Origin of the sequence: Luteolibacter luteus (genome assembly GCF_012913485.1) — a bacterium.
Taxonomy (GTDB): Bacteria; Verrucomicrobiota; Verrucomicrobiia; order Verrucomicrobiales; family Akkermansiaceae; genus Haloferula; species Haloferula lutea.
The window spans coordinates 398074-419593 of record NZ_CP051774.1; the positions used below are offsets into that span (position 1 = coordinate 398074).

Below are 21520 nucleotides of genomic sequence, written 5' to 3' on the forward strand. Positions count from 1 at the left end.
TGGTTCGGAAAGGACGTCACAAAGACAGGGACCGGTTTAGCGCGATGGTTTGTTTGACCCAATCGGATGCCGGAGGCGGTGGAATCCGTCGATTCATTCCTGCTCACGCGGTTTTGTGATGGCGGAGATAAGAGGCGAATTCCCGGTTCCAGTACCATCTGGATGCCAAAAAGGCGGCAGTCAGCCCCGACAGGAGTTCCAGGATGGGATAGCCGGCGACCCTGAAAAGGCCGCGGAATTCCCTGTAGTCCTGCCAAGCCCACGAATCGAGGGCCCACCACGTGAAAGTGGCGTGGAAGCTGGCCGCGATCAGAGCCCAGGTCACGGCGATCCCCATGTAACGCAGCACCTGGAGAAGATTCTTGGGACGGGGAATGCCAAGGAACACGGCGGACAAATACTCACGCTTGCTCAAGGAGCGCCCGTAGAGCTGGCGGGAGACAAACTCACGCCGGGTCTCAGGAAGGGGCGGGGAAAGCGGAGTCGCGGAGAAACGCCAGTAGGCAAACAGCGGAATGAAGACAAGGATCATCACCCCGAGGATATTGCCGAGGAGCAGTGTCTCCGCGTCCGCTCCGAAGACCGTGACCATGGGATTGGCCTCCCTGCTGAGGTCGTGATTGAAATGGAAGGTGGTGGCCAGATCGGAGGCGCGGGCTGCCGAGATCATCAGCAGCGTGATCAGAGCCGGGAGGGTTCGTTCTCGCATGGCGGGGAAAGCGGCGGTCCCGGGAGTTTTTGTCCAAGCGGCCGGTTGGAATTTATTCCTCCATCTCCACCCGCATTTCCAGAATCCCGACGGCGGCATTCCCCTTCGGGGTCATCTTGATGCGAAGGCCATCGACCGGGATCGCGCTGGCAGGGTGAACGACATTGTATTGATCCTTCGCCCGCTGATAGGCATCGGTAACGTAGAGCTTCATCGGCTCCCACTTGCCATCATGGCGCGTTTCGACCTCCCATGATTCGGGAAGCTGTACGCCGCCGCCATCGTCAAACCAGTAGAGACCCACGGAGCGGAGCTTGCCGGGCTTCTTGAGATCCGCCTCGATCCACTGCGGCTTTCCGGTCTGGTTCCAGCTGGTCCAACGCGGGATCGAGCCGTCCTTTGAATTGGACGGCGAGCGCAGGTCACCGATGGCATCGGCGAGATCCTTCTCGAAGGTATGGGAGGCGCGCACAGCCTTGAAGGGCGAGTCCTCTGCACCGGGCTGCGCCATCTCTTTCTTTCGCGGCAACCAGATCTCCATCTCCCCTGCCCCGCGATTGTTCCAAGCGTAGTAAGGGATCATCTTCAGGGTGCCGTCCTTGGCCTTGCCTTCAGAGAGGCGCTGCGCGGGAAAGGATAGTGCCGTGACTTTCGCGAGGCCGCCGATGTCCTGTTGCGAACGCTGCAGCTGAGAGGCGGGCAGCGGGGCTGAGACAAAGGTGTTCAGCACACCGCCATCGTTATCGACGCCTTCCGCGCAATAGACGAGAGGGCCGCATGTCACCGCGAGGCGATCGACGTTCGCCTTCACCCGCGGGTCACAACCTGCAAAGCGCACCGGCATGGCGAGTTCGAGATTCACCTGATCGCCCGCCTTCCATGTCCGGCGGATCACAGCGAAGCCCTTCTCCATGGTGGCGTTCTCCGGCTTGCCATTCACAGTCACCGTGAAGCGCGAGGACGGAGCCTGATCGAGGAAGCCGTAAAGTTTCCCCGGCATGAAGCGGTCACCGGTCCAAGTCGGGATGCGAAGGCGCAACGCGAAGTCCACTGGGGCATCCGGCCCAAGCGTAAGCTCGACCTTGCCGCTGAAAGGATAGCCGGTGCGCTGGGAGACCTTCACCTTGGCTCCGCCGACTTCGAGTTCGGTGGAGCAACCGGCATAGTGGGCCACGTAGAGATCGCTGGAATCCACGGCATAGATCATGCCCGCCACCTGTGGCAAGAGGCGAGCGAGGTTCGTGGGGCAGCACGCAGTGTGGAACCACTCGGCACGACCGGGCACGCCCTGGTTGAAGGGACGATGGCCATCCGCCTCCAGAGGGTTCACGTAAAAGAAGCGATTTCCTTCGAGGTTCACGCCAGCCAACACGTTGTTGAAAAGCGAGACCTCCGCGACATCGAGGTAGCGGGCATCGCGCTGATTGAGGAAAAGCCGGTGATTGAAGAAGACATTCCCCACCGCGGCACAGGTCTCGTTGTAGGCATCCGCATTCGGCAGCTCGTAGTCAGGACCGAAGCCTTCGATTCCGTGGATGGCACCAAGTCCTCCGGTAATGTGGATCAGCTTGTCGACCATGTTCGTCCAGATCGTCTCGAGCGCCCTACCATAGGCCGGATCTTTCTCCAGACGGCCGACATCGGCCATCGCGCTATACATGTAGGTGGCGCGGACAGCGTGGCCCACGGGATCTTTCTGTTCGAGCACCGGCGCGTGTTGCTGCGCGTAGCTCGGGGCCATCGTGCCCTCCCCGTGCGGGACGTAGGTCACGCCGCGGACTTCCAGAAAGCGCCGGGCCATGTCGAGGTAGAGCTGCTCGCCCGTCACCTCATACATTTTCACCAAGGCCATTTCGATCTCCTGGTGACCGGGCGCTTGGTTCACCGGCTTGCCATCGTTGTAAGCGGGATCCCCTTCGAAGAAGACGTGGTTCACGTGGCGGGCATTTTTCTCCGCGACATCGAGGAGCTTCCGTTTCCCTGTGGCGCGATAGTAAGCGACCGCAGCCTCGTAGAGATGGCCGACATTGTAGAGCTCGTGGCTGTGGACTTCGAAGGTGTAGGGCTTGTCCCCCATCTCGTCCTTCGCGCTGCCATTTCCGATCACGTGAGCCGGATAGATGTAGCCATCCGGCTTCTGGGAAGCCGCGATCACATCCGTGATATGATCCATCTTCGCTTCGATCCCGGGATCGCGCTTCGACTTGAGCAGGTAGGCGGCCCCTTCCATCACCTTGTAGAGATCGGAAGTATTGTAGCGATGGGGTGCCGGCGGATTGTCGAGGTGCTTGCCCGCGAGGACATCGGCCGCGGCCTGGAGATGAGCGACGGCTTCCTCGGTTTTCCCAAACGCGAAAGGCACGAGCACGGTGCGCTGGCGATCGAGGCGCGGGCTCCAGAATTCGTCCTGAAGCAGTACCCGATCAAAGGGGACTTCGCGGAGGCTTTCTTCCGCGGCGATCGCCGCGGAGGAGAAAATCGCCGGAGCAGCGAGGAGTGTGGTGATTCGAGTAAAGCGCATGGCGATTAAAATTGGGGGTCACGGAGCGGCGGTCTTAATGTCGACCGGCCCGCCTGTTCTGCCTGTTTAAAAGTGGAATAATAACAGGCATCCATTCCGGGGCACGAATCGGCAGCAGGCTAATCTTCCTCTCCGGAGCGTAGGCCATTGTGGATTTGGCGAGCACTTCGTTCTGCATGTTGAGAGTATCTGGCCGGCTCATCCTGCACGCGCGGATCATCTCTTTCTACTGCCACGGGAATGGGTGTGGCGCCCGAGCCGGTAGCTCGCAGCGCTTCACCACCAACTGCCATCGATCGCCCCTCCGGGACGGCTAGAGCTGGAATCATCCGGTCACCAGAAGGCGGAACGAGCGCCGCGGCCACATCGCCCCACGGATCAGGCAATGATCTCCTTGATCGGGTCCGCGCCTTCGACGCCGACGAGCTTTTGATCGAGGCCGCCGTAGAAATAGCTGAGGTGGTTCGGATCGAGGCCCATCTGCTGGAGTACGGTGGCGTGGAGGTTCTTCACCTGCACACGGTCACGCACGGCTTCACCGCCGAGTTCGTCCGTCTCACCATAGCTGGTGCCACCCTTGATGCCACCGCCGGCCATCCAGGTCGTGAAGCCGTAGGCATTATGATCGCGGCCTGTGCCTTCCGCGTATTCCGCAGTGGGCTGGCGGCCGAACTCGCCGCCCCAGATGACGAGCGTTTCATCGAGCAGGCCGCGTTGCTTGAGGTCCTTCAACAGGCCCGCGATCGGCTTGTCGGTATTGCCCGCGTGGAACTCGTGATTCTTCACCAGGTCACCGTGGGCATCCCAGTTGTCATCGTTGTGAGCGCCGCCGGAATAGATCTGGATGAAGCGGGTGCCGCGCTCGACGAGACGTCGGGCGAGGATGCACTTGCGCGCGAAGTCATCGGTACGCGAGCCGTCCATACCATAGAGCTTCTTGACGTGCTCCGGCTCGTTATCCACGTCGATGGCTTCCGGAGCCGTGGCCTGCATGCGGAAGGCCAACTCGTAGGAGGCAATGCGCGCGGCGAGGTCGGAGTTGTGCTCGCGGCCCTTCATGTGGGACTTGTTGATGTCTCCCAGGAAATCGAGCAGCGAGCGCTGCTGCACGCGGTCCATGCCCGGGCGATTTTCCAAGTTCAGGATCGGATTCCCCTGGGAGCGGAAGACCACGCCCTGATAGCTCGCGGGCATGAAACCGGAGCTCCAGTTCTTCGCACCGGAAATCGGGCCACCGGTCTTGTCGAGCATCACCACGTAGCCGGGCAGGTTCTCATTCAGAGAGCCGAGGCCGTAGTTCACCCAGGAACCCATCGAAGGCTTCCCGGTGAGCAGCGAGCCGCTGTTCATCATCAACATCGCGGACCCGTGGATCGGCGAATCCGCAGTCATGGAATGGATAAACGCGATGTCATCCACGCATTCGCCCACATTCGGAAAGAGCTCGGAGACCCACTTGCCGGACTGCCCGTATTGCTTGAATTTCCACTTCGGACCGACCACGCGGCCTTCGTTCTTCTTGCCGCCGCGACCGAAGGTCTTGATCGGGATGGTCTTGCCATCGAGCGGATACATCTTCGGCTTGTAGTCGAAGGTGTCCATGTGGCTCGGGCCGCCATACATGAAGAGGAAGATCACCGACTTCGCCTTGGCCGGCAGCAGCGGCTGCTTCGGAGCGAGAGGATTGTCATAGCCCGCCTCGGCAGCGAAGGCCCCATCGCGGGAAAGCATCCCGGCGAGTGCAAGCGAGGTGAAGCCGCCCCCGATCTGGTGAAGGAATTCACGGCGGTGAATGCGGCCGCAGAAGTTGCCACCGAGCCTCCGGCCCAAGACAGAAGATCGGAAGACGTCAGACGTCGGACTGGAGGTCATCGGGTCGAGGCTCATTGCAGGAAAACAGAAGATTTGAAGGCGTCAGACGGAAGACAGGAGACGAAGAGTGATCGGCGGTTCGGGCAGGAAAACTCCAGTCTCAGGCCTGACGTCTTCCGGTCTTTTGTCTCAATCCAGATAGAAAAATTCGTTGAAGCTGAAGACGCCCACGCAGAAGCGCTGCAGCGCAAGCTCCGGGCTGAGATTGCTCTCGGTCTTCAAGCGATTGATGAAGGCGAGCGAGAGCGCGATTTCGGATTCGTCCGGCTCGCGGGAAAGAACGAGTTGGAAAGCGCGGCGCACCTGAAGCTGCAGGTTATCCGGCGCCTCACGCTTCAGGCGGGAGGCGAGGGTCGTGGCCTCATCGTGAATGAACTCGCTGTTCATCATCGCGAGCGCCTGCGTCGGCACCGTCGTGGTGAAGCGCACCGGACAGGTGGTGTCGGTATCCGCCAGGTCGAAGTCGGTGAACAGCGGATGCAGCAGCGAGCGCTTCACCTTCACATAGATGCTGCGGCGGTTCGCCTGATCCGGCGGGCTCTTGCCCCACTTGCCGCCCTTGGTGGAGGACGTCGCGAGCACTTCCTCCGGCATTGGCACGTAGACACTCGGGCCGCCCATTTCCAGATTCAGTTCGCCGGTGCTGGCTAGGATCGAATCGCGCAGCTCCTCGGCCGTCAGGCGGCGCGGGTTGAAGCGCCAGAAGAAATCATTGCCCGGGTCTGCCGCAGCGGCCTTCGGCTCGGAGGCGATCGACATGCGATAGGCCTTCGAGTTCAGGATCAGGCGATGCATCGCCTTCACGCTCCAGCCCTTCGCGATGAATTCGGTGGCGAGCCAATCGAGCAACTCCGGATGAGTCGGAGCCATGCCGAGATAACCGAAGTCATTCGGAGTCGGGCTGAGGCCGCGGCCAAAATGGTGCTGCCAGATGCGGTTCACCATCACTCGCGAGGTCCGCGGATTGTCCGGACTGGTCATCCACTTCGCCAAGGCAAGGCGACGACCGCTGGTCTTGGCATCTGCGACCGGCTCCGGGATGGCGGCATCTGCCCCGCCCCAGATCGCCGGGAAGCCCGGCTTCACTTCATCACCCTCCGCATGCGCGCTGCCGCGGAGCAGGATATGGGTCGGCGGCGGAGTCGGACTTCCTTCCGTGATGGCCATCACCTCGACTCCGGGCGAGGCCTTGTATTGGGAGATCTCATCCAAGCGAGTCACGCCACGACGGTAAGTCTCCCGATCCCGGCGGCTGGCCGCACGCAGATCCGTGCGCAGGACCACATCGGCCGGAGTGAGAGCATCCACCTCCACGCCAAGGTCGAAGAACTGTCCGCCTTCGTGCTGCTTCACATGCACGGAGATCACATTCCGACCGGTCTGCAGCGCGGCGAGGAAAGCCTTGGGCGCGGGAATGCGCTCGTATTCGACGGTATATTTCTCGCGGTTCAGCACGGGCTGGCCATTCAGGTAGATCTCGACGTCTTCATCGTGCGCGAGGTGCAGCACGACATTGGTCGGGATGACATCGAGTCCGAAGCTCGTCTGGAGCCAGATATCCTGGCTGGTCCATGGCGTGCGGGCCTGCAGGCCGGGCACTGCCGTGCCGAAAGGGGCGTCCCCCTGCTGCCAGCGTGCCAGTTCGGCGCGGAAGCCCACCGTAAACCAATCCTCCGCCGGGGCACCCGTGGTGTAGAACCAGGTCGTCGGCTTGCTGCGGGCGTCCGTGACCAACCAACGGTTGGCATTCCCCACATTGTTCACCTTCTGCGCGAGCTCCGGCTTGGTACGGCGCAGATTGTCCAAGGCATTGGCCTCGGCGTTCTTCAGCCACTCGCGGATGCGGACTTCCTCCTCGGCATTCTTTGCCAGGGTCTTCGCCCGTTCCTCCGCGTGTTCATTTGTCGGGACGTATTCGGTTTGCTTGCCACCGCGGCCCATGGGTTCGGTGCCGCGGAAGAAGGAGACGAACTTGTAGTAGTCCGACTGCGGGATCGGGTCGCCCTTGTGATCGTGGCAACGCGCGCAGCCCGCGGTCATCGCGAGGAAGCCCTCTGTCACCGTGCGGACATTGTCGTCCATCACGTCGAAGAAGTGCTGCTTGCGATCCGCCGGATCATCATCCCAAGCCATGAGCCGCAGCATGCCGGTGGCAATCTGCGAGTCCGCCGTCTTCTCCGGCAATTCATCACCGGCGATCTGCTCGGCCACGAAACGATTGTACGGCTTGTCCTGATTGAAACTACGGATGACGTAGTCGCGGTAGCGCCAGACGAAGGGCTTGTCGTTGTCGCGCTCGAAGCCGTTCGACTCCGCATAGCGGACGACGTCCAGCCAGTGGCGTGCCCACTTCTCCCCGTAGCTCGGCGAGGCAAGCAGGCGGTCCACCTGCTTGCTCCAGGCGTCCGGCGAGGTATCCGCCTCGAAGGCGCGGATCTCATCGAGCGATGGCGGGAGGCCGGTGAGATCGTACGAGAGACGTCGTAGCAGCGCCGCGCGCGAGGCTTCGCCCGCGGGCTTGAGGCCCTTCTCATCCAACTTCGCGAGGATGAAGGCATCCACCGGGTTCTCCGCCCATGCGGGATCGGAGACCTTCGGCGGCTCGTGGCGCTCCATGGCCTTGTAGGACCAATGGGACTTCGTCTTCTCGTTGACCTCCGTGACACCGGCCATCGGATCGTGGACCTCCACCAGCACGTCGGCATCCTCGGGCGTCCAGGGCGCCCCCATCTCCAGCCACTTCGTGATCTTGGCGATTTGATCGTCTGCCAGCTTGCCGCGTGGCGGCATCTGGAGGTCCTCGTTCTGATACGAGATCACCTCCAGCAGCATGCTCTTGGTGTGATCGGCCTCGTTGAAGGCGGGGCCATGACTCCCGCCCTTCATGAGTCCCTTCCGGCTGATGAGCTGGAGTCCGCTGCGGACCTTCGGATGACCTTTCTCATCCAAGCCGCCGTGACACTTGAAGCAATTCTCTTCGAGAATCGGCTTCACCTCCTTGCGGAAGAACTCCACGCCCTCGCTATCCGCGGCATGCGATAATGCCGCGGAACCGAAAAGACCGAGACCAATGACCCACCTCTGCATCATGCAGTCTGAGAAAGAACGGCTCCGAAGCGTCCCGAAATTTCATCCGCATGCGCCTTCACCATCGCGCCAAAGGCATCGAGCTGGCTATCAGGGATGCGCGATGAAGGAGCCGTGATCCAAAGAGCGGCAATGACGCTGCCGGTAGCACCGCGGATGGCGGCGCCGATGCAGGTCTGGCCTTCCATTTCCTCGGCCAGGTCGAAGCCATAGCCGCGGGCGGCGACTTCCTTCAGGTGGTTCAGGAAGTCCTCGTGGGAGGTGATCGTGTTCGGCGTGAAGCGTGGCAGCTTCAGACGGGCCACGCGCTCGGCGCGCTCCTTCTCCGGCAGGCCGGCGAGCATCGCCTTCCCCGGGGCTGCGGTGTGCAGGCAGAAACGCGTGCCGGGATCGACCGCGAATTTGAAATGATGGGTACCGAGCGCTTGGTCGAGCACCACGCCTTCGTCATCGGCAAAGGTTCCGAGCAGTGCGGTCTCGCCGGTGGCATCGCGCAGGCGGCGCATGACATCGATCGATTTCTCGAAGAGGTTCGCGTCGGTGACGGACATGGCACCAAGCACGAGCAGACGCGGCGTGAGGCGATAGCGTTTGGTGTTCTCCACCTTTTCGAGGAAGCCCCGGTTTTCCAGCGTCACTGCGATGCGGAAAGCACTATTCTTCGGGATCTTCAGTTCCACGCCCAGGTCACTCACATTGATTCCCTCGGGGCGGGAGCTGAGCAACTCCAGCATGACCAAGGCACGGTCGAGGTTCGGGACGATGTATCGAGCCCTCGGATTATCCGAGGTGTTTTCCCAGTCAGATTCGTTTGTCATATGAAACGGCGTGCGCCGCTCGATACAAAGGAAATCCCCCCCTCCTTTCAAGAATCTAACGCGTTTATGATGTCAACCCGACCCACTTGCTACCCCACACGATCACGAAGGGTAAGGTGAACAAACTGACCACGGTGCTGGCCAAAACGATCTGTACCGCAACGCCGGGGCGCCCCCCATAAATCTTCGCCAGCAAGATGGGGCTCATGGCGGCAGGCATGGCAGCTTGCACGACAAGCACTTGTTTCAGTTCAAGAGGCGCCGGGAGATACTTCGCGGCGGCGAGCAGGAACATCGGCAAGACCGCCAAACGGACCACACAGCCGCCCAAAACCACCCGCACGGTGGGCCGCTCATGGCCAACCATATCGATCATGATGCAGCCGGTCACCAGGATGGCGATCGGGAAAGCCCCTGCTCCGAGCCAAGCCATGGTCTGTCGGATGCCGCCGCCCAGCATGCTGCCTCCCTCAGCGGCCGGCTTGAGAAAGTGGTCCGCCCCGGTGCCGACCAGTAGCAGGCCCAGCAGCACGGAGACCACCGGGCCATTCACGAGCTTCCGCCACGGGATCTGCTTGTCCCCGGAAATGATCATCACCCCCACCGACCAGATCGCCAGTTCCACCCCGAGATTGTGGACGAAGAGAATCGCGACCGAGCCTGCCCACAGCTGCTGGACGACCGGAATGGCGGTGTAGCCGAAATTCTGGACCCCTGCGGAGATCGCGAAGGTCCGCTTGCCATTCCCCTTCTGGAAATTCAGCGCTCCAGCGGCCAGCCAGGCCCCGCCGAAGCTGATCACGGTAAGCAGGAATCCCATCCCGATGCCCCAAAGGACCGAAGAGGGATCCCGGACGCTGGGAGCTCCCATGATCTTGTCGAGGATCAGGCAGGGGTAGAGAACATTGTAAACGAGGCGGAAGATCGGATCATCCTGATCCTGGCGCATCACCCCGATTTTCCGAAGCAGGGCCCCCGCTAAAATCAGCAAATAGACGGGCACGACCGCCGCCAGAACCGCCTTCGATGCATCCACGCGGCGCAGCATTTCCGCGGGGGCCGGAGCGGACAAGCCAGATCAGGGAGGGGCCCAGCGTTTTATGAATTACACGCGAAAATCGGGATTACGGGAGGCAAATTCGAAAAACCGCATATCCACTTATTTAATCCACCTCGCTATTTCCGGGATAATCGCGAAAAACCAAAGATAAAAATAATCAGGAAAATTGGAGCTAACATCCGCCATCGCCGTTATTAAAAGGAATTCCACCGCAGCATCAAATCCGTGAGATCAAACTAACAATCAGAGTATTCCATTCACCCGAGAAACAAAACCCAAAAGAAACGCCCTCTCTATCTATTATTCTAAGTGTTAGACCATTCAACTTGCCGGAATGGAAACGGGGTGAAAATAGTGTCCCGTGTTTTTCTCGATACCCCTCGTTATCCGAGGGACCAAACACCAGATCTTCCGTCTCGCTGGATATCTCCTCCCGGTTTTGTCCCCTATTGCCTCCGCTGCCACGGGGGCCATGACCAATCCCCAGCCCTCGCCCTTGCCCTCCGGCTTGAGCGTGGAGTTGCAGCCATGGCTAACCATCAGTCCAAGCAGCAGCAGCGCGCCGAAGGCCCGGATCAATCACCTGAAGCCCTGCCCGGATGACTCCCGTCTCTTTTGCAATGACCTGCGCGGGAAGCTCTGGGTGGCGGAAAGCAAGGACTCCGGCTCGGCCACCGAATTCCTCGATCTTGGAGGGATCTTTCCGAATTTCATCCACACGCCGGGACTCGGCACCGGTTTCGCATCCTTCGCTTTCCATCCGGAATTCCGGCAGGCCGGAAAACCGGGCTACGGGAAACTCTACACTTCCCACAGCGAGACCGCGACCGGGTCTGCGCCGGACTTGATCGCGCCGATCACCCCCGACCTGTCCCAGCTGGGGATCGTGACGGAGTGGACGATGAGCGATCCCGCCGCGAACGCTCTGGGCACCCGCTACACGAAGCGCGAGATCCTGCGGATCGGCTTCCCCTACAATTTCCACGACATCCAGGAGGTCGAATTCGATCCGACCGCCCAGCCCGGGGATGAAAACTACGGCTGCCTTTTCATCTGCCTGGGCGATGGAGGCTCGGTGGTGCTGGACCGGCCGGAGAACATCGGAAGGATCGATTCGCCGCTCGGCTGCATCCATCGGATCACCCCGATCCTCGCAAGCGGGCAAAAGGCGGAGGACTTCACGCTTTCCGGCAACGGGAAATACTACATTCCCCGTAGCAATCCCTTTGCCGCGGCGGAGGATCCCACTCCCGGCGATGGCTGGGCGGTGGTGAGGGAGATCTATGCCTACGGCTTCCGGAATCCGCACCGCATCTCTTGGGACCGGGGTGGCAGCGGAAAGATGTTCTGCGGGAACATCGGCGAAAGCATGATCGAGGAGGTGGAGCTTGTGGTGAAGGGAGGCTTTTACGGCTGGCCCGCACGCGAGGGCGCCTACCTTTTCGACGTGGCGGACAAGACGCATGTCTATCCGCTGCCCGATGCCGATGCCAGTGGCGCAAGCTATCCGGTGACCCAGTATGACCACGGAGAGGGCCGCGCGGCGATCGCCGGAGGCTTCGTGTATCGCGGAACTGAGATTCCCGCTCTGAGAGGCCGCTATGTCTGCGGAGACATCGTGAGCGGCGATCTCTTCGCCATCGATGAGGCGGGCATGAACCCGGCCGCGCATACCGGCACCGGGGACACGCCGGCTCCGCCGAAATTCCTCGGGGTGAAAGCGAATGGCGTGGCCGCCCATTTCCTCACGATCCTGGGTGCCAGCCGTGCGGACTTGCGCCTCGGCCAGGACAATGACGGCGAGCTCTATGTGCTCTCGAAACAAAACGGGAAGATCTACAAGGTGGCACCGGATGCCGAGTCCGGGACCACACCACCGGAGGGCGATGAAGGTACCTGGCAGGCGCTCGGAAGCTTTGAGGATGGCACGATCGGAAAGGTCGCGCCTTCGGTCACCGGCACTTCGGTGCAGGCGGTGAACGATCCGGTGCAAGGACCGGTGAACCGCGTGCTGCGCCTGCACTCGGCAGGCAGCACGATGGTGAATGCCCATGTGGCAATCCCGAACATCCCGGACAAGGGCCGCGGGACGGTTTACTTTCGCTTCTTTCTGCCGGACCAGAATCATGAGCATTCATGGGGCCTGAGCGAGCAGGCGGACCCAAACACCTCCTCGCATTTCAAGGTGGAGATGCGCTCGACCGGCAGTGATGCGGGACAAGTGGAAGTAAGGGATGCCGGGAGCTACGTTCCCGGCTTCGAGGCAGAGCCCGGCGTGTGGTATTCCGCGTGGCTGCACGTCAACAACGCCGGCGGGACCGGGAACGATAGCTTCGACCTCTATGTGAAGGGGGGCAGCTATGGCGTGCCGACCCTGGTGAAAAGCGGTGTGGGCTTTCGCAGCGGGACAAGCTCGGCGCTGAAGACCTTTTTCTGGCGCCTGGCACCGGGCACCGAGATCTATTTCGACGACCTGCATGTGGATCCTGGCCACAACAACCTGAGCGAACCGGTCGCAACGGATTGGAAGCTGGTGGATCGTTTCGAGGGCGAGGCGCCGCTTGATTCGTGGGACCTCCCGAACCGGACAGCGCAAGCCTCGCAGATCCTGAGCGAGCCTTCGGGCAACCGCTTCTTCCGGCATGCGGCATCTTCTTCCTCGACCGCGAATCCGAAGGCGGTCGCGGCGAAGCGGCTGCCCTTCCTGACCCAGGTGAGCAAGACCTTGACGATCTTCTACCGCATGCGGCTGCAAGGGACGGATCTGAAGCAGAGCTTCGGCGCCAGCAGCACGGATCCCTCCAACACCGCGCTCTATACGGAGGATGACTTTTCCCCGCAGCTCCGCATCGCGGATGGGGAAATGAATCTCTACGACGGTCCGGCAGGCATCGAGGACTTCGTGGTTCCCACCGTGGATGGCGCGGCGGCTCCGCTGCTGGAACCGGACATCTGGTACAACGTGTGGCTGGTGGCCTACAACGGAGGTGTGGCTTCAGGCGGCCAGACTTGGCAGGCGTATATCCAGGGCGGCGCTTTCACGGAGCAGGTGCAGCTTGGCGACACGCTGCACTTCCGCCGCCAGGCAGAGCTGCCGCTCACCCATTTCCTGAATATCGCGGCGAATGGCGGGTCCTTTGGCAACAAGGCGATCGATCTCGATGACATCCACGCCTACGAGGGCGCGAATCTTGCGGATCCCCTCGCCCCGGTGTGGACGGAGACCGTGCTGGAGAAAGCGGACGGCGGGGTGACGCTGGCACACCCGACGACCTACAACCGCGCCTTCCAGATGCAGGAGTCGGATGACATGAAGTCGTGGACGCCGCTGGGCCCGGTCGTTGAGGGAGATTCTTCCTGGCGGGAACTTACGGTGCCTATCGTACATCCGCGGCGCTTCTTCCAGGCGGCGGAGCTCTCCCGGCGGGATTTCCATGCCGCGGAGTGGTCCACGGATTTCCCGGGCACCACCTTGCCCCGCGGGCTCTCGCTGCTTTCCTCCAGTAGCTGGCAACAGACGGACGGACTGCTGACGCTCACCACGCCGGCAGCGCAGGTGAGCGGCATGGTGGCGCGGCCCGGTGGCTATGCCTTGCTACCGGGAGATTGGCGGAACCTGACGCTGACGGTGGAATCGAAAAGCAAGCGCTCGTCCTCCACTCCCCAGCGCGATGTGGTGCTGATCTTCGGCTATGTCGATGAGGCACACTTCTACTACGCGCTGGTGAATTCCGCATCGAGCGGAAGCGCGATCGTCAAGGTGGCCGGGGATAGCACGACGAACATCCAATCGCCCGCGACCGTTGCCGGGAAGCTGACTTCGAATTGGCAGAGCCTCCGGGTCCTGCATCAGGCGACCGGAGCGATCTCGGTTTATTGCGACAATCTGAGCACCCCGGTAATGACCGCGACGGACACGAGCTATCCCGTGGGAAGGGCGGGCTTTGGAAGCTATGACGATCCCGCCGATTTCCGGAGTGTCATCGCGAAGGGAGAGCAGCCGTAGCCGCCCTCCGGACAATCAATTCATCAGCACGCGGAATTCATCCTGGGCGAGAGCCGTGGATTGCGAATGCATGAAGCTGGTGCGGAATTCGAGATGATCCAAGGCGAAGATCGGTGTCAGGGGTGGTGTCCAGCCATCCGCTCCCTCCACCTTTCCTTCGGAGGTGCGCAGCTTGCCCCCGCCGCGTTTCACCGCACAGAGCTTCCATGGCTGGTCGCCGTGGCGGTATTCCACCAGCATGGTGGCATCCGGCGGCAGTTCACCGCTGGCCTTCAGCTTGACCTGCTTCAAGCGCGGATGGTTGTAGGAGAAGGAATCCTCGGCCATCTCGACCGTCGGCAAGGCACCGACCTGGGCGATGATGTAATCCTCGATGTCCGGCGAGCCATTGCCGTTACCATCGCTGGAAGGATCCGCAACACCGGTCGAAGCAGCACCACCAAAGCGTACCCAGAGATCAAAATTCCCGCAATGCTGCAGCGGCACCCGTGCCAGACCGGACGCGGTGCCGATCCGGTCGACGAAGACCGCGCCGGCACCGACGATGCCACCCGAGTAGGTATCCAGCTCCACCAAGGGCGAGCGGGTCGCCACATCATGCAGGCTGGGGCTGGAGGTCATCCTCACGCCATCGGCTTCGGAAAAACCCATCAGCGGGAAGAAATCTCCTGGCATGGACTCGATGATCGGAGGCCGCTGGCCGCTGGGATCGATGCGGTGCGTCTTGTCGCCTTCGGAGACCAGCAGGTCTCCTCCCGGCTCCAGGTTCATGTAGAGGCCGAAGCCACCGCTCGGCTTGAGACCGGTGGGGCTGGTGAGAAGCTGCGCCTTCTTGAGGTTGGGCAACATCTTGAAGGCATACACCCCACCCACATATTCCCAGAGATCTTTTCCTCTGCCGCCGGGGTAGCGATAGAGGTGGGTCATGCCGGGGTAGCCGACGTAAAGCGTGTCTCCAGAGATCTCCATGGAGGTGCCGACGTTGTTCCCCACCATCTTCAACACCCCCGCCTGCTTGTAGTCGGAGCGGCGGTAGAGCTGCACTGCGCCAGGAACGTTCGAGCCCTTGATCGTGGGATCGAAGCTGCTGCGCGAGCAAACCGCGAGGTAGTCGTCGGAGAAACGGATCATATCACCGAAGCCCGCGTAGGTGGATCTCAGCGTGGTGCGGAGCTGGCCGGTCGCCTGCGAGTAGACGAAGATGGTGCGATACTTCGCGAGGATCTTCGGTGTGGTCTTCGGCAGATTGGGATACTCCAACGCGGTGATGAAGAGATCCTTGCCGTCGCCATCGATGCTATTTCCGAAGCCGTTGTGCGTGAGGGTGGCAGGCGGCCAGATGGTTTGCAGGTGAGCACCCGTGGCCGCGTTGAAGACCTCCACACAACCGCGGCGGCGGCCTTCGGAGTCCTCTTCACCCGGGCTTCCCACGTAGAGTTTGTCCCCGATGATCTTCAATGCTCCGGCACTCAGGGATGAGTCCACGGAGGGATCTCCGACCAGGACCGAGCCCGCCTTCGGAGCGAAAGTTCCCGGCGTGGGATTCACGGCATCGATCTCGATCAGCTGGGCTCCCTGTGAAATCTCCAAGCGGAGCGGCATGACGCGGTCGGTGATGTCATAGCTGCGGAGCCAAACGGACTTCGCAACCATGCTGCCATCGGCGGGGACCGTGATCGACCCGCTTGGCTCGAAGGAAGGATCGAGGCGACTTCCAGGCCAGCCATCGGGTTTATTGAAAACCGACCACTTCCAGGTGAGGTCCACCCCGGCGTTCGAAGGCTCCATCAGATTGAATTCGAGGTGCCCGGAAAGCCCGCCTTCCGCCGGAGGATTTACCTTTATCGCCACGCCCGGGGTGCTGCGGATACCGCTGAAATCCCATGCTTGCTGGTGATAGTATTCCAGGAAGTGGTAGCGGACGCCTTCCGGAGTCGCCTTCAGGAAAGGATCCCGGCTGGAGCCGGTGCCGGGGCGTAGGCCCGTCATCAGGATCGTTTCCAGAACCGCGCCGGTGGCCGGTTCACTGACCTCCAGCTGAGGAGTCGCAGCCCAGGAATTCACGATGCGATAGCGCAAGCCGTCCCCCCCGATCAGATCGGTCGGCTCCATCACCGGCCAGCTCACGAACAGGGGTGGCTCCGGCACATAGCTGCGGGTCACGCCGCTGGCCTCGATCACGGCATAGCTGGAAGAACTCGGAACTACGATGGCTCCCGTAGCTTCGACAGCTTCCACGGAGATCGTCTCATGCCGCTCTGCGACCAAGTCACCCTGCAGGGTGATCACGAACTTCGCCTCGACCTCTCCCGGATTGATGACGACCTGTTCATCTTTCGCGAAATAATCGGAGCTTCCCGCGGAGCCACCGCTGCGGGTCCGCACGCGCACGCGGACCTGCTCCGTTGCAGGGCGATCCAGCCGTACCGGCACTTCGACAAGGCCGGAGACTTCGCTTCCCCTGCCCTCGCCGAGCTTCACCACGGGCGAGGCAGTCGTTGCACCGTCCACCACGCTTGGAGCTCCGCCCCATGTCGTTGAAACGAAAAGCTGCGACTGATCCAGACCATGGATTTCCGCACCGGTAGCCACGCGATCGCAGGTCACCGTTTCGGAGTCCATGAGATTGAAGTGAAGGGCGATGGGAGAATTCCCCTGACCTTCCCCATAGAAGCTACCGCGGATCCAAGCGCCTTCCGGGCTGGAGGTGAGGATGCCACCGTTCGAATCCAAGGCACCCCGCAAGGGATTCATGCCCGGCGTGTAGGCGGGCGGCAATGTCACCGGGATTCCCGCTGCCTGCCCCGGAAGCAGCAGCAAGGGTCCGGCATTGTTTCCATACACCAGTACCTTTCCATTACAGACGGCGGCGATTTTCGTGAAGCCCCCTGCATAGGTCCAGGTGCCGGTTTGACCGGTAGTAAGGTTTCGCCAGATTACCGTGTCCTGGCCATTCGAGTGAGTCACCCAGGCAAGCTCGCTGCCGTTGATCTTCGAGTCGTGGGCATACGGCGAAGCCTGCACAGGGATCGTGAAGGGATCACCGAGCCGGGGATGCACCTGGATCTCGCCGGTTGCGAACCCCACATAGAAGTCCCCGGAGACCGCGAAGTTCAAAGCATGGAGATCCGACCACAGCACGGCACCGCTCTGCGCATCCACGATCGTCCGGGTCGGCATCCCTCCTTGGACGGGCACTTGGAATTCCAACATCCCGTTCTCGCAGCTCAGCGGCCAGATGGCGAAAGGCAGATGATTCGGCGCTTGCTGCCAATCCTGCAGGTTGTTGTTCCAGCGGTAGCACTTGGCGATGGTCGCGGCCTGATAAGGATCCACGGGCGTGGCCTTGATCAGGCAGAGATCCCCCGTAACCAGGCCCGAGTATTGATTGGTGAACTCCGGAGGGAGAGGGCGCGAGGGCAACGCTTCCCGTGGCAGCGACGGGGCCGCGGCGGTGACGACCTGGGCGGGAGCGAGCAGAAGCGCGAGAAAAGCGGTCGGGAGGAGCGGATGGGGCATGGAGAAGTGCTGCTTATCTAGCAGGTAAAAACCGCAGCACAACATGGAATCATTTCCCCACAAAATCTTCACATTGGGATGACTCCTACAGTGGCCGGGGATCGCGGGGAAGATAGCGACAACATGCTTGGCTTCCCTACGTATTCCAACTAGGCTCAACTTAGTGTCCCACCCCGCGCCCACGTTTCTCCCTCCTCCATGAATCCGCGGATCCTCTATGTCGTCGCCCGAATTCTCATCGCCAGTGTGTTTGTCGGCCTCGGTATCGAACGCTTGTTGGGAGCTGCGGGAGTTCTGATCGACCGGGGGGCGGCGACGGTGCCAGGCATCCTCTTCGCCAGCTTCGAGCTGGCCGCCGGCCTTGCGATCATGTTCGGCTTTCAGGTAGCGCGGATTTCCTTGTTGATGGCGGTCTTCCTCGCGGTGGATGCCTTCGTGGCCCATCCCTTTTGGAGATACGGTGGCCTCGAACAGCACGGCCAGTTGCTGCATTTCCTGAAAAACGTCTCCGCGATCGGCGGGCTGCTGCTTCTCTCTTGGATTGATGCCACCCAGGCGAGAGAATCGCGCTCGTGATGGCGGAACGCGACCTGCTGAGGACCAAGAAGGGACATGAGGCCGACAAGGTCTCCTTCGTCGAGCTTTTCTTCGATCTTGTCTTTGTCTTTGCGGTCACGCAGCTCTCCCACGCGCTCATCGGTCATTTCTCGCCACTGGGCGGACTACAGACCCTGATGCTGCTGCTGGCGGTCTGGTGGGTGTGGATCTTCACCGCATGGGTGACCAATTGGCTGGATCCCGAAAAGCTGCCCGTGCGGATCGCGATCCTGGTGATGATGGTGCTGGGACTGGTGCTCTCCGCATCTCTGCCGGGTGCCTTTGCCGAACGCGGGCTCGTTTTCGCCGCGGCCCATGTCTCTCTTCAGGTGGGCCGGAGCCTCTTCTTCCTCTGGGCGGTGAAGGGGCATCCAACGCAGGTCCTCAATTTCCAGCGGATCCTCGCTTGGATGAGCACGGCTGCGGTGTTCTGGATCATAGGTGGCCTGGCCGAGCCTACCGCGAGGATGGGCTGGTGGGCGTTGGCACTGGGCATCGAATACATTTCACCCTCGATGGGGTTTGCCACCCCCGGCCTGGGCAGGGCTTCCGCAAAGGAATGGGATGTCTCCGGACACCATCTGGCGGAACGCTGCGGACTTTTCATCATCATCGCCTTGGGCGAGTCGATCCTCGTGACCGGAGCGACTTTCAGCGGCTTGGCATGGAGCGGCCCGGTAATCGCCGCCTTCGCCGCATCGGTGATCGGCAGCATCACGATGTGGTGGCTCTACTTCGACACCGCGTCCGACTTCGGGACGAAGGTGATTTCTTCCGCGGAGAATCCCGGCCACCTGGCCCGGCTGGCCTACACCTACCTGCATCTCTTTCTGGTAGCCGCGATCATTCTCACCGCGGTGGGAGATGAGTTCGTACTGGCTCACCCCACGGGCCACTCCTCGCTGCAGACCGCCATCGCAGTGCTGGGGAGTGCCGCGCTGTATCTGTTAGGGAGCCTCGTCTTCAAGCGGGCGATCTCCGGAAAGGCACCGTTTTCCCACCTCACCGCCATCGCGGTCCTAGGGCTCCTGGTTCCGGCGGCATCGCATCTGGAGCCATGGGTCCTCACGAGTCTCTCCACGCTGGTTCTTTGCGGCGTCGCGGCATGGGAGAGATTCGCGCACTGCCTGCGCGAGGAGTAGCGAGAGCCTTCCTCAGACCTCGCGCCGATACCGCAACTCGTGCAGCGTGAAACCGGGGCGTTCCTTGGTCTTCTCCGCTCCATCGGGCTCGAAGCCGGCGGCAGCATAGAAGCGCTTCGCCCGCTCATTCGTGGCGAGCACCCACAAGGTGATCATCACGAATCCATGATCCCGCGCGTGGTCAATGGCAGCGCTGATCAGACTCCTCCCCGCCCCACTGCCCCATGCGCAGGGCTCGACATAGATTGCCGCGATCTCCGCAATCTCCGGCGGCGCGGCAGTATCCCTGGAAGGCAGGACATCACAAAAGCCGACCACGTGGGCATCCTTCTGGGCAAGGAAGACCACCCCGTCCGGACCGGCCACGATGCGCTTCCACACCAAGGCCCTCTCCAAGGGATCAAGACCATCGAGAAACGCATCCGGCATCAGGCCACGGTAGGCCGCCTGCCAGGTCTTCACCTGGATCTCAGCGATACGAGCCGCATCGCAGTCCGACGCCTTTCGAACCAGATATGGCGAGGTCTCCGGCATATTCCCGATCTTTGCCGGATTTTATGCGCGATGTAAACTCCCACTTCCGGGGGAATTCAGCGGTGCTGCTCGAAAAGCCACTCGTGCAATTTGACATCCGCATAGACCCGGCCGGCGATGCCGTGATCGCCGTCCTCGTATTCGGTGTATTTCACGTCACTTTTCTCCTTCTTCAGCGCCTCCACCATCCGCTGGCTTTGCTCTGGCTTCACCGTCTCATCCTTCGCTCCGTGGAAGACCCAGATCGGCACCTTTTTATAGATCTCCGCCTTGTTCGGGTCCCCGCCCCCGGCGATCGGCACCCCGGCGGCAAAAAGCTTGGGCTCCTCGCCGAGGAGATGGAAAGTGCCATAGCCGCCCATCGAGTATCCGGTCAGGTAGATCCGCTTCTTGTCGACCGCGAGGTTCTTCACGAGATCATCGATAATCTCCAGTACCGCGGCGCTGTTCTCGCCATCCCACGACCCCTCCTTCGTGCACTGCGGCGCGATGATGAAACAGGGCCGCTTCCGATAGTTGTCCTCTTGGGAAAATGAACGGGCGTCGCCCGGCTCATCGGGCGTCATCACATCACCATTGCGGCCGTGCAGATAAATCACCAGCGGATAGCCTTTTTCATCCGCGCCACGCAGCTTCCGCGCCCCATAGAGGCGATAGGAAAGCCCGTGGCCCTCGGTCCGCAGCCACTCACCGGTGAGCAGCTTGGAAAAGGGATTGTCCTTGTCCGCCTTTGCCGCCTGCGCAGCCTCCCCTTCGGCTTGCTTCGCCACCCAATCGCGATCCTCTGCCGAAAGCGTATCCAGCGCGATGGTGAAGATCTTCTGGTCGCTCTTGCGGCGGATGGTCACCTTGCCGTCCTTCGAGCTCACGTATTCCGCGACGATCGTCTTCCCGCCATCGGAGGTCTTCCACTCCCGCGCCTCGGCGGCATTCGAAAGCGGTGACAAGGCGGCAAGGCCTAAAGAAATCGCGAACAGGAGGGCTTTCATCGCCTAGCATCATCCTGCGTCCTGACACCCGCGCAATACCGCATCGCGGCACCACGCTCAGCCTTCGCGGGAGCCATCGATACGTTCGGAAAGCTCCCTGCGAGCCGCCTCGTAGTCTGCTACCGCGCTCTGGTAGCTACTGGCCTTCATGTAGCCCGAAACCGCGCTCCAAATCCCGAGCCCGATCGCGATAAGACCGACCAAGCCGAACATGCCTGATCTCGCCATCTGAGAAACAGATCCTAAAATCATCACTCCGATGATGCTGAAGACGATACCGGAGATCACGCTACCCACCGTACTCGGGATGTAGCGATGCCCGTTCTTCGAAGTCTGCATGAAGCTCTCCCGACGGACGGCCCACTCGCGATCGAGCCGCTCGAGATCGTTCTGCAGTTCGATCACCCGCAGATTCCCGGCCATGCGACAGGTGGTCTGCTCGATCTTCTCCATCAGCCGCGTGTGCGTGACGCTGGTATCATGGACGATTTCCAGTTTCGCATGGCAGTAGTTGCAGGTGGCGAAGCGGACCGATTCATCGATCTGCAAATCGGCACCACAGCCCTGGCAGCACACACGCGAAACTTTCATCTCGGCGCATCATGAAAAATCCGCGCCGATCCTGCACATGGAAAATCGCGGGGAGTGTGGAATGCGCTCGCTCGC

General features: G+C 61.4%; 13 protein-coding genes. 3 read left to right on the forward strand and 10 right to left on the reverse strand.

All coding sequences use genetic code 11. The annotated features are described in order from the left end of the window. Positions 1–103 precede the first annotated feature (103 nt). The 6 genes from HHL09_RS01540 to HHL09_RS01565 form a co-directional block, all read right to left on the reverse strand. Positions 104–709: a hypothetical protein gene (locus tag HHL09_RS01540; protein WP_169452740.1), complete on the reverse strand. Its 606-nt coding sequence runs from the start codon at positions 707–709 to the stop codon at positions 104–106. A 52-nt stretch (positions 710–761) separates the two neighbouring features. Next, positions 762–3230, reverse strand: a complete 2469-nt coding sequence (locus HHL09_RS01545; protein ID WP_169452741.1) for a glycoside hydrolase family 127 protein — start codon at positions 3228–3230, stop codon at positions 762–764. A gap of 378 nt (positions 3231–3608) precedes the next feature. Continuing rightward, on the reverse strand, positions 3609–5102 hold the full coding sequence (locus tag HHL09_RS01550; protein WP_169457646.1) for a DUF1501 domain-containing protein: 1494 nt from the start codon (positions 5100–5102) through the stop codon (positions 3609–3611). Between the two features lie 129 nt (positions 5103–5231). Next, on the reverse strand, positions 5232–8192 hold the full coding sequence (locus HHL09_RS01555; RefSeq protein WP_169452742.1) for a PSD1 and planctomycete cytochrome C domain-containing protein: 2961 nt from the start codon (positions 8190–8192) through the stop codon (positions 5232–5234). Continuing rightward, positions 8189–9007 carry an IclR family transcriptional regulator gene (locus HHL09_RS01560; RefSeq protein WP_169452743.1) on the reverse strand — a complete coding sequence of 273 codons (819 nt, stop codon included), beginning with the start codon at positions 9005–9007 and terminating at the stop codon, positions 8189–8191. Before HHL09_RS01560 ends, HHL09_RS01555 begins: the two co-directional genes overlap by 4 nt. 64 nt (positions 9008–9071) lie before the next feature. Continuing rightward, positions 9072–10079 (reverse strand): AEC family transporter, encoded by a 1008-nt coding sequence (locus tag HHL09_RS01565; protein WP_169452744.1) that lies wholly within the window; start codon positions 10077–10079, stop codon positions 9072–9074. Positions 10080–10539: 460 nt separating this feature from the next. On the opposite strand from HHL09_RS01565, the gene HHL09_RS01570 reads away from it, so the two are divergent. After that, on the forward strand, positions 10540–14073 hold the full coding sequence (locus HHL09_RS01570) for a PQQ-dependent sugar dehydrogenase (protein WP_169452745.1): 3534 nt from the start codon (positions 10540–10542) through the stop codon (positions 14071–14073). A 15-nt stretch (positions 14074–14088) separates the two neighbouring features. Here the strand turns inward: HHL09_RS01570 and HHL09_RS01575 are convergent, their stop codons facing one another. Continuing rightward, positions 14089–17592: a Calx-beta domain-containing protein gene (locus tag HHL09_RS01575; protein ID WP_169452746.1), complete on the reverse strand. Its 3504-nt coding sequence runs from the start codon at positions 17590–17592 to the stop codon at positions 14089–14091. A 198-nt stretch (positions 17593–17790) separates the two neighbouring features. Between HHL09_RS01575 and HHL09_RS01580 the strand changes: the two genes are divergently transcribed. Further along, a complete protein-coding gene (locus tag HHL09_RS01580) occupies positions 17791–18168 on the forward strand; it encodes a DoxX family protein (protein ID WP_169452747.1) in 378 nt (125 codons plus the stop codon). Beyond that, positions 18168–19331 carry a low temperature requirement protein A gene (locus HHL09_RS01585; protein WP_169452748.1) on the forward strand — a complete coding sequence of 388 codons (1164 nt, stop codon included), beginning with the start codon at positions 18168–18170 and terminating at the stop codon, positions 19329–19331. The genes HHL09_RS01580 and HHL09_RS01585 overlap by 1 nt, the downstream gene beginning before the upstream one ends. A 12-nt stretch (positions 19332–19343) precedes the next feature. On the opposite strand, the gene HHL09_RS01590 is transcribed toward HHL09_RS01585, so the two are convergent. Genes HHL09_RS01590 through HHL09_RS01600 form a run of 3 tightly spaced genes read right to left on the reverse strand, consistent with a single transcriptional unit; the run spans position 19344 to position 21445 of the window. Then, positions 19344–19865, reverse strand: a complete 522-nt coding sequence (locus HHL09_RS01590; RefSeq protein ID WP_169452749.1) for a GNAT family N-acetyltransferase — start codon at positions 19863–19865, stop codon at positions 19344–19346. Between the two features lie 56 nt (positions 19866–19921). After that, the gene (locus HHL09_RS01595) at positions 19922–20854 is read right to left on the reverse strand and encodes a carboxylesterase family protein (RefSeq protein WP_169452750.1); all 933 of its coding nucleotides are present in this window, start codon (positions 20852–20854) and stop codon (positions 19922–19924) included. 57 nt (positions 20855–20911) lie between these two features. Beyond that, a complete protein-coding gene (locus HHL09_RS01600) occupies positions 20912–21445 on the reverse strand; it encodes a hypothetical protein (protein WP_169452751.1) in 534 nt (177 codons plus the stop codon). Positions 21446–21520: the final 75 nt, after the last annotated feature.

Excerpts from the sequence above, each read along its gene's own strand:
- HHL09_RS01540 (WP_169452740.1), bottom strand. The coding sequence starts at position 709 with ATGCGAGAACGAACCCTCCCGGCTCTGATCACGCTGCTGATGATCTCG.
- HHL09_RS01545 (WP_169452741.1), bottom strand. The coding sequence starts at position 3,230 with ATGCGCTTTACTCGAATCACCACACTCCTCGCTGCTCCGGCGATTTTC.
- HHL09_RS01550 (WP_169457646.1), bottom strand. The coding sequence starts at position 5,102 with ATGACCTCCAGTCCGACGTCTGACGTCTTCCGATCTTCTGTCTTGGGC.
- HHL09_RS01555 (WP_169452742.1), bottom strand. The coding sequence starts at position 8,192 with ATGATGCAGAGGTGGGTCATTGGTCTCGGTCTTTTCGGTTCCGCGGCA.
- HHL09_RS01560 (WP_169452743.1), bottom strand. The coding sequence starts at position 9,007 with ATGACAAACGAATCTGACTGGGAAAACACCTCGGATAATCCGAGGGCT.
- HHL09_RS01570 (WP_169452745.1), top strand. The coding sequence starts at position 10,540 with ATGACCAATCCCCAGCCCTCGCCCTTGCCCTCCGGCTTGAGCGTGGAG.
- HHL09_RS01575 (WP_169452746.1), bottom strand. The coding sequence starts at position 17,592 with ATGCCCCATCCGCTCCTCCCGACCGCTTTTCTCGCGCTTCTGCTCGCT.
- HHL09_RS01580 (WP_169452747.1), top strand. The coding sequence starts at position 17,791 with ATGAATCCGCGGATCCTCTATGTCGTCGCCCGAATTCTCATCGCCAGT.
- HHL09_RS01585 (WP_169452748.1), top strand. The coding sequence starts at position 18,168 with ATGGCGGAACGCGACCTGCTGAGGACCAAGAAGGGACATGAGGCCGAC.
- HHL09_RS01590 (WP_169452749.1), bottom strand. The coding sequence starts at position 19,865 with ATGCCGGAGACCTCGCCATATCTGGTTCGAAAGGCGTCGGACTGCGAT.
- HHL09_RS01595 (WP_169452750.1), bottom strand. The coding sequence starts at position 20,854 with ATGAAAGCCCTCCTGTTCGCGATTTCTTTAGGCCTTGCCGCCTTGTCA.
- HHL09_RS01600 (WP_169452751.1), bottom strand. The coding sequence starts at position 21,445 with ATGAAAGTTTCGCGTGTGTGCTGCCAGGGCTGTGGTGCCGATTTGCAG.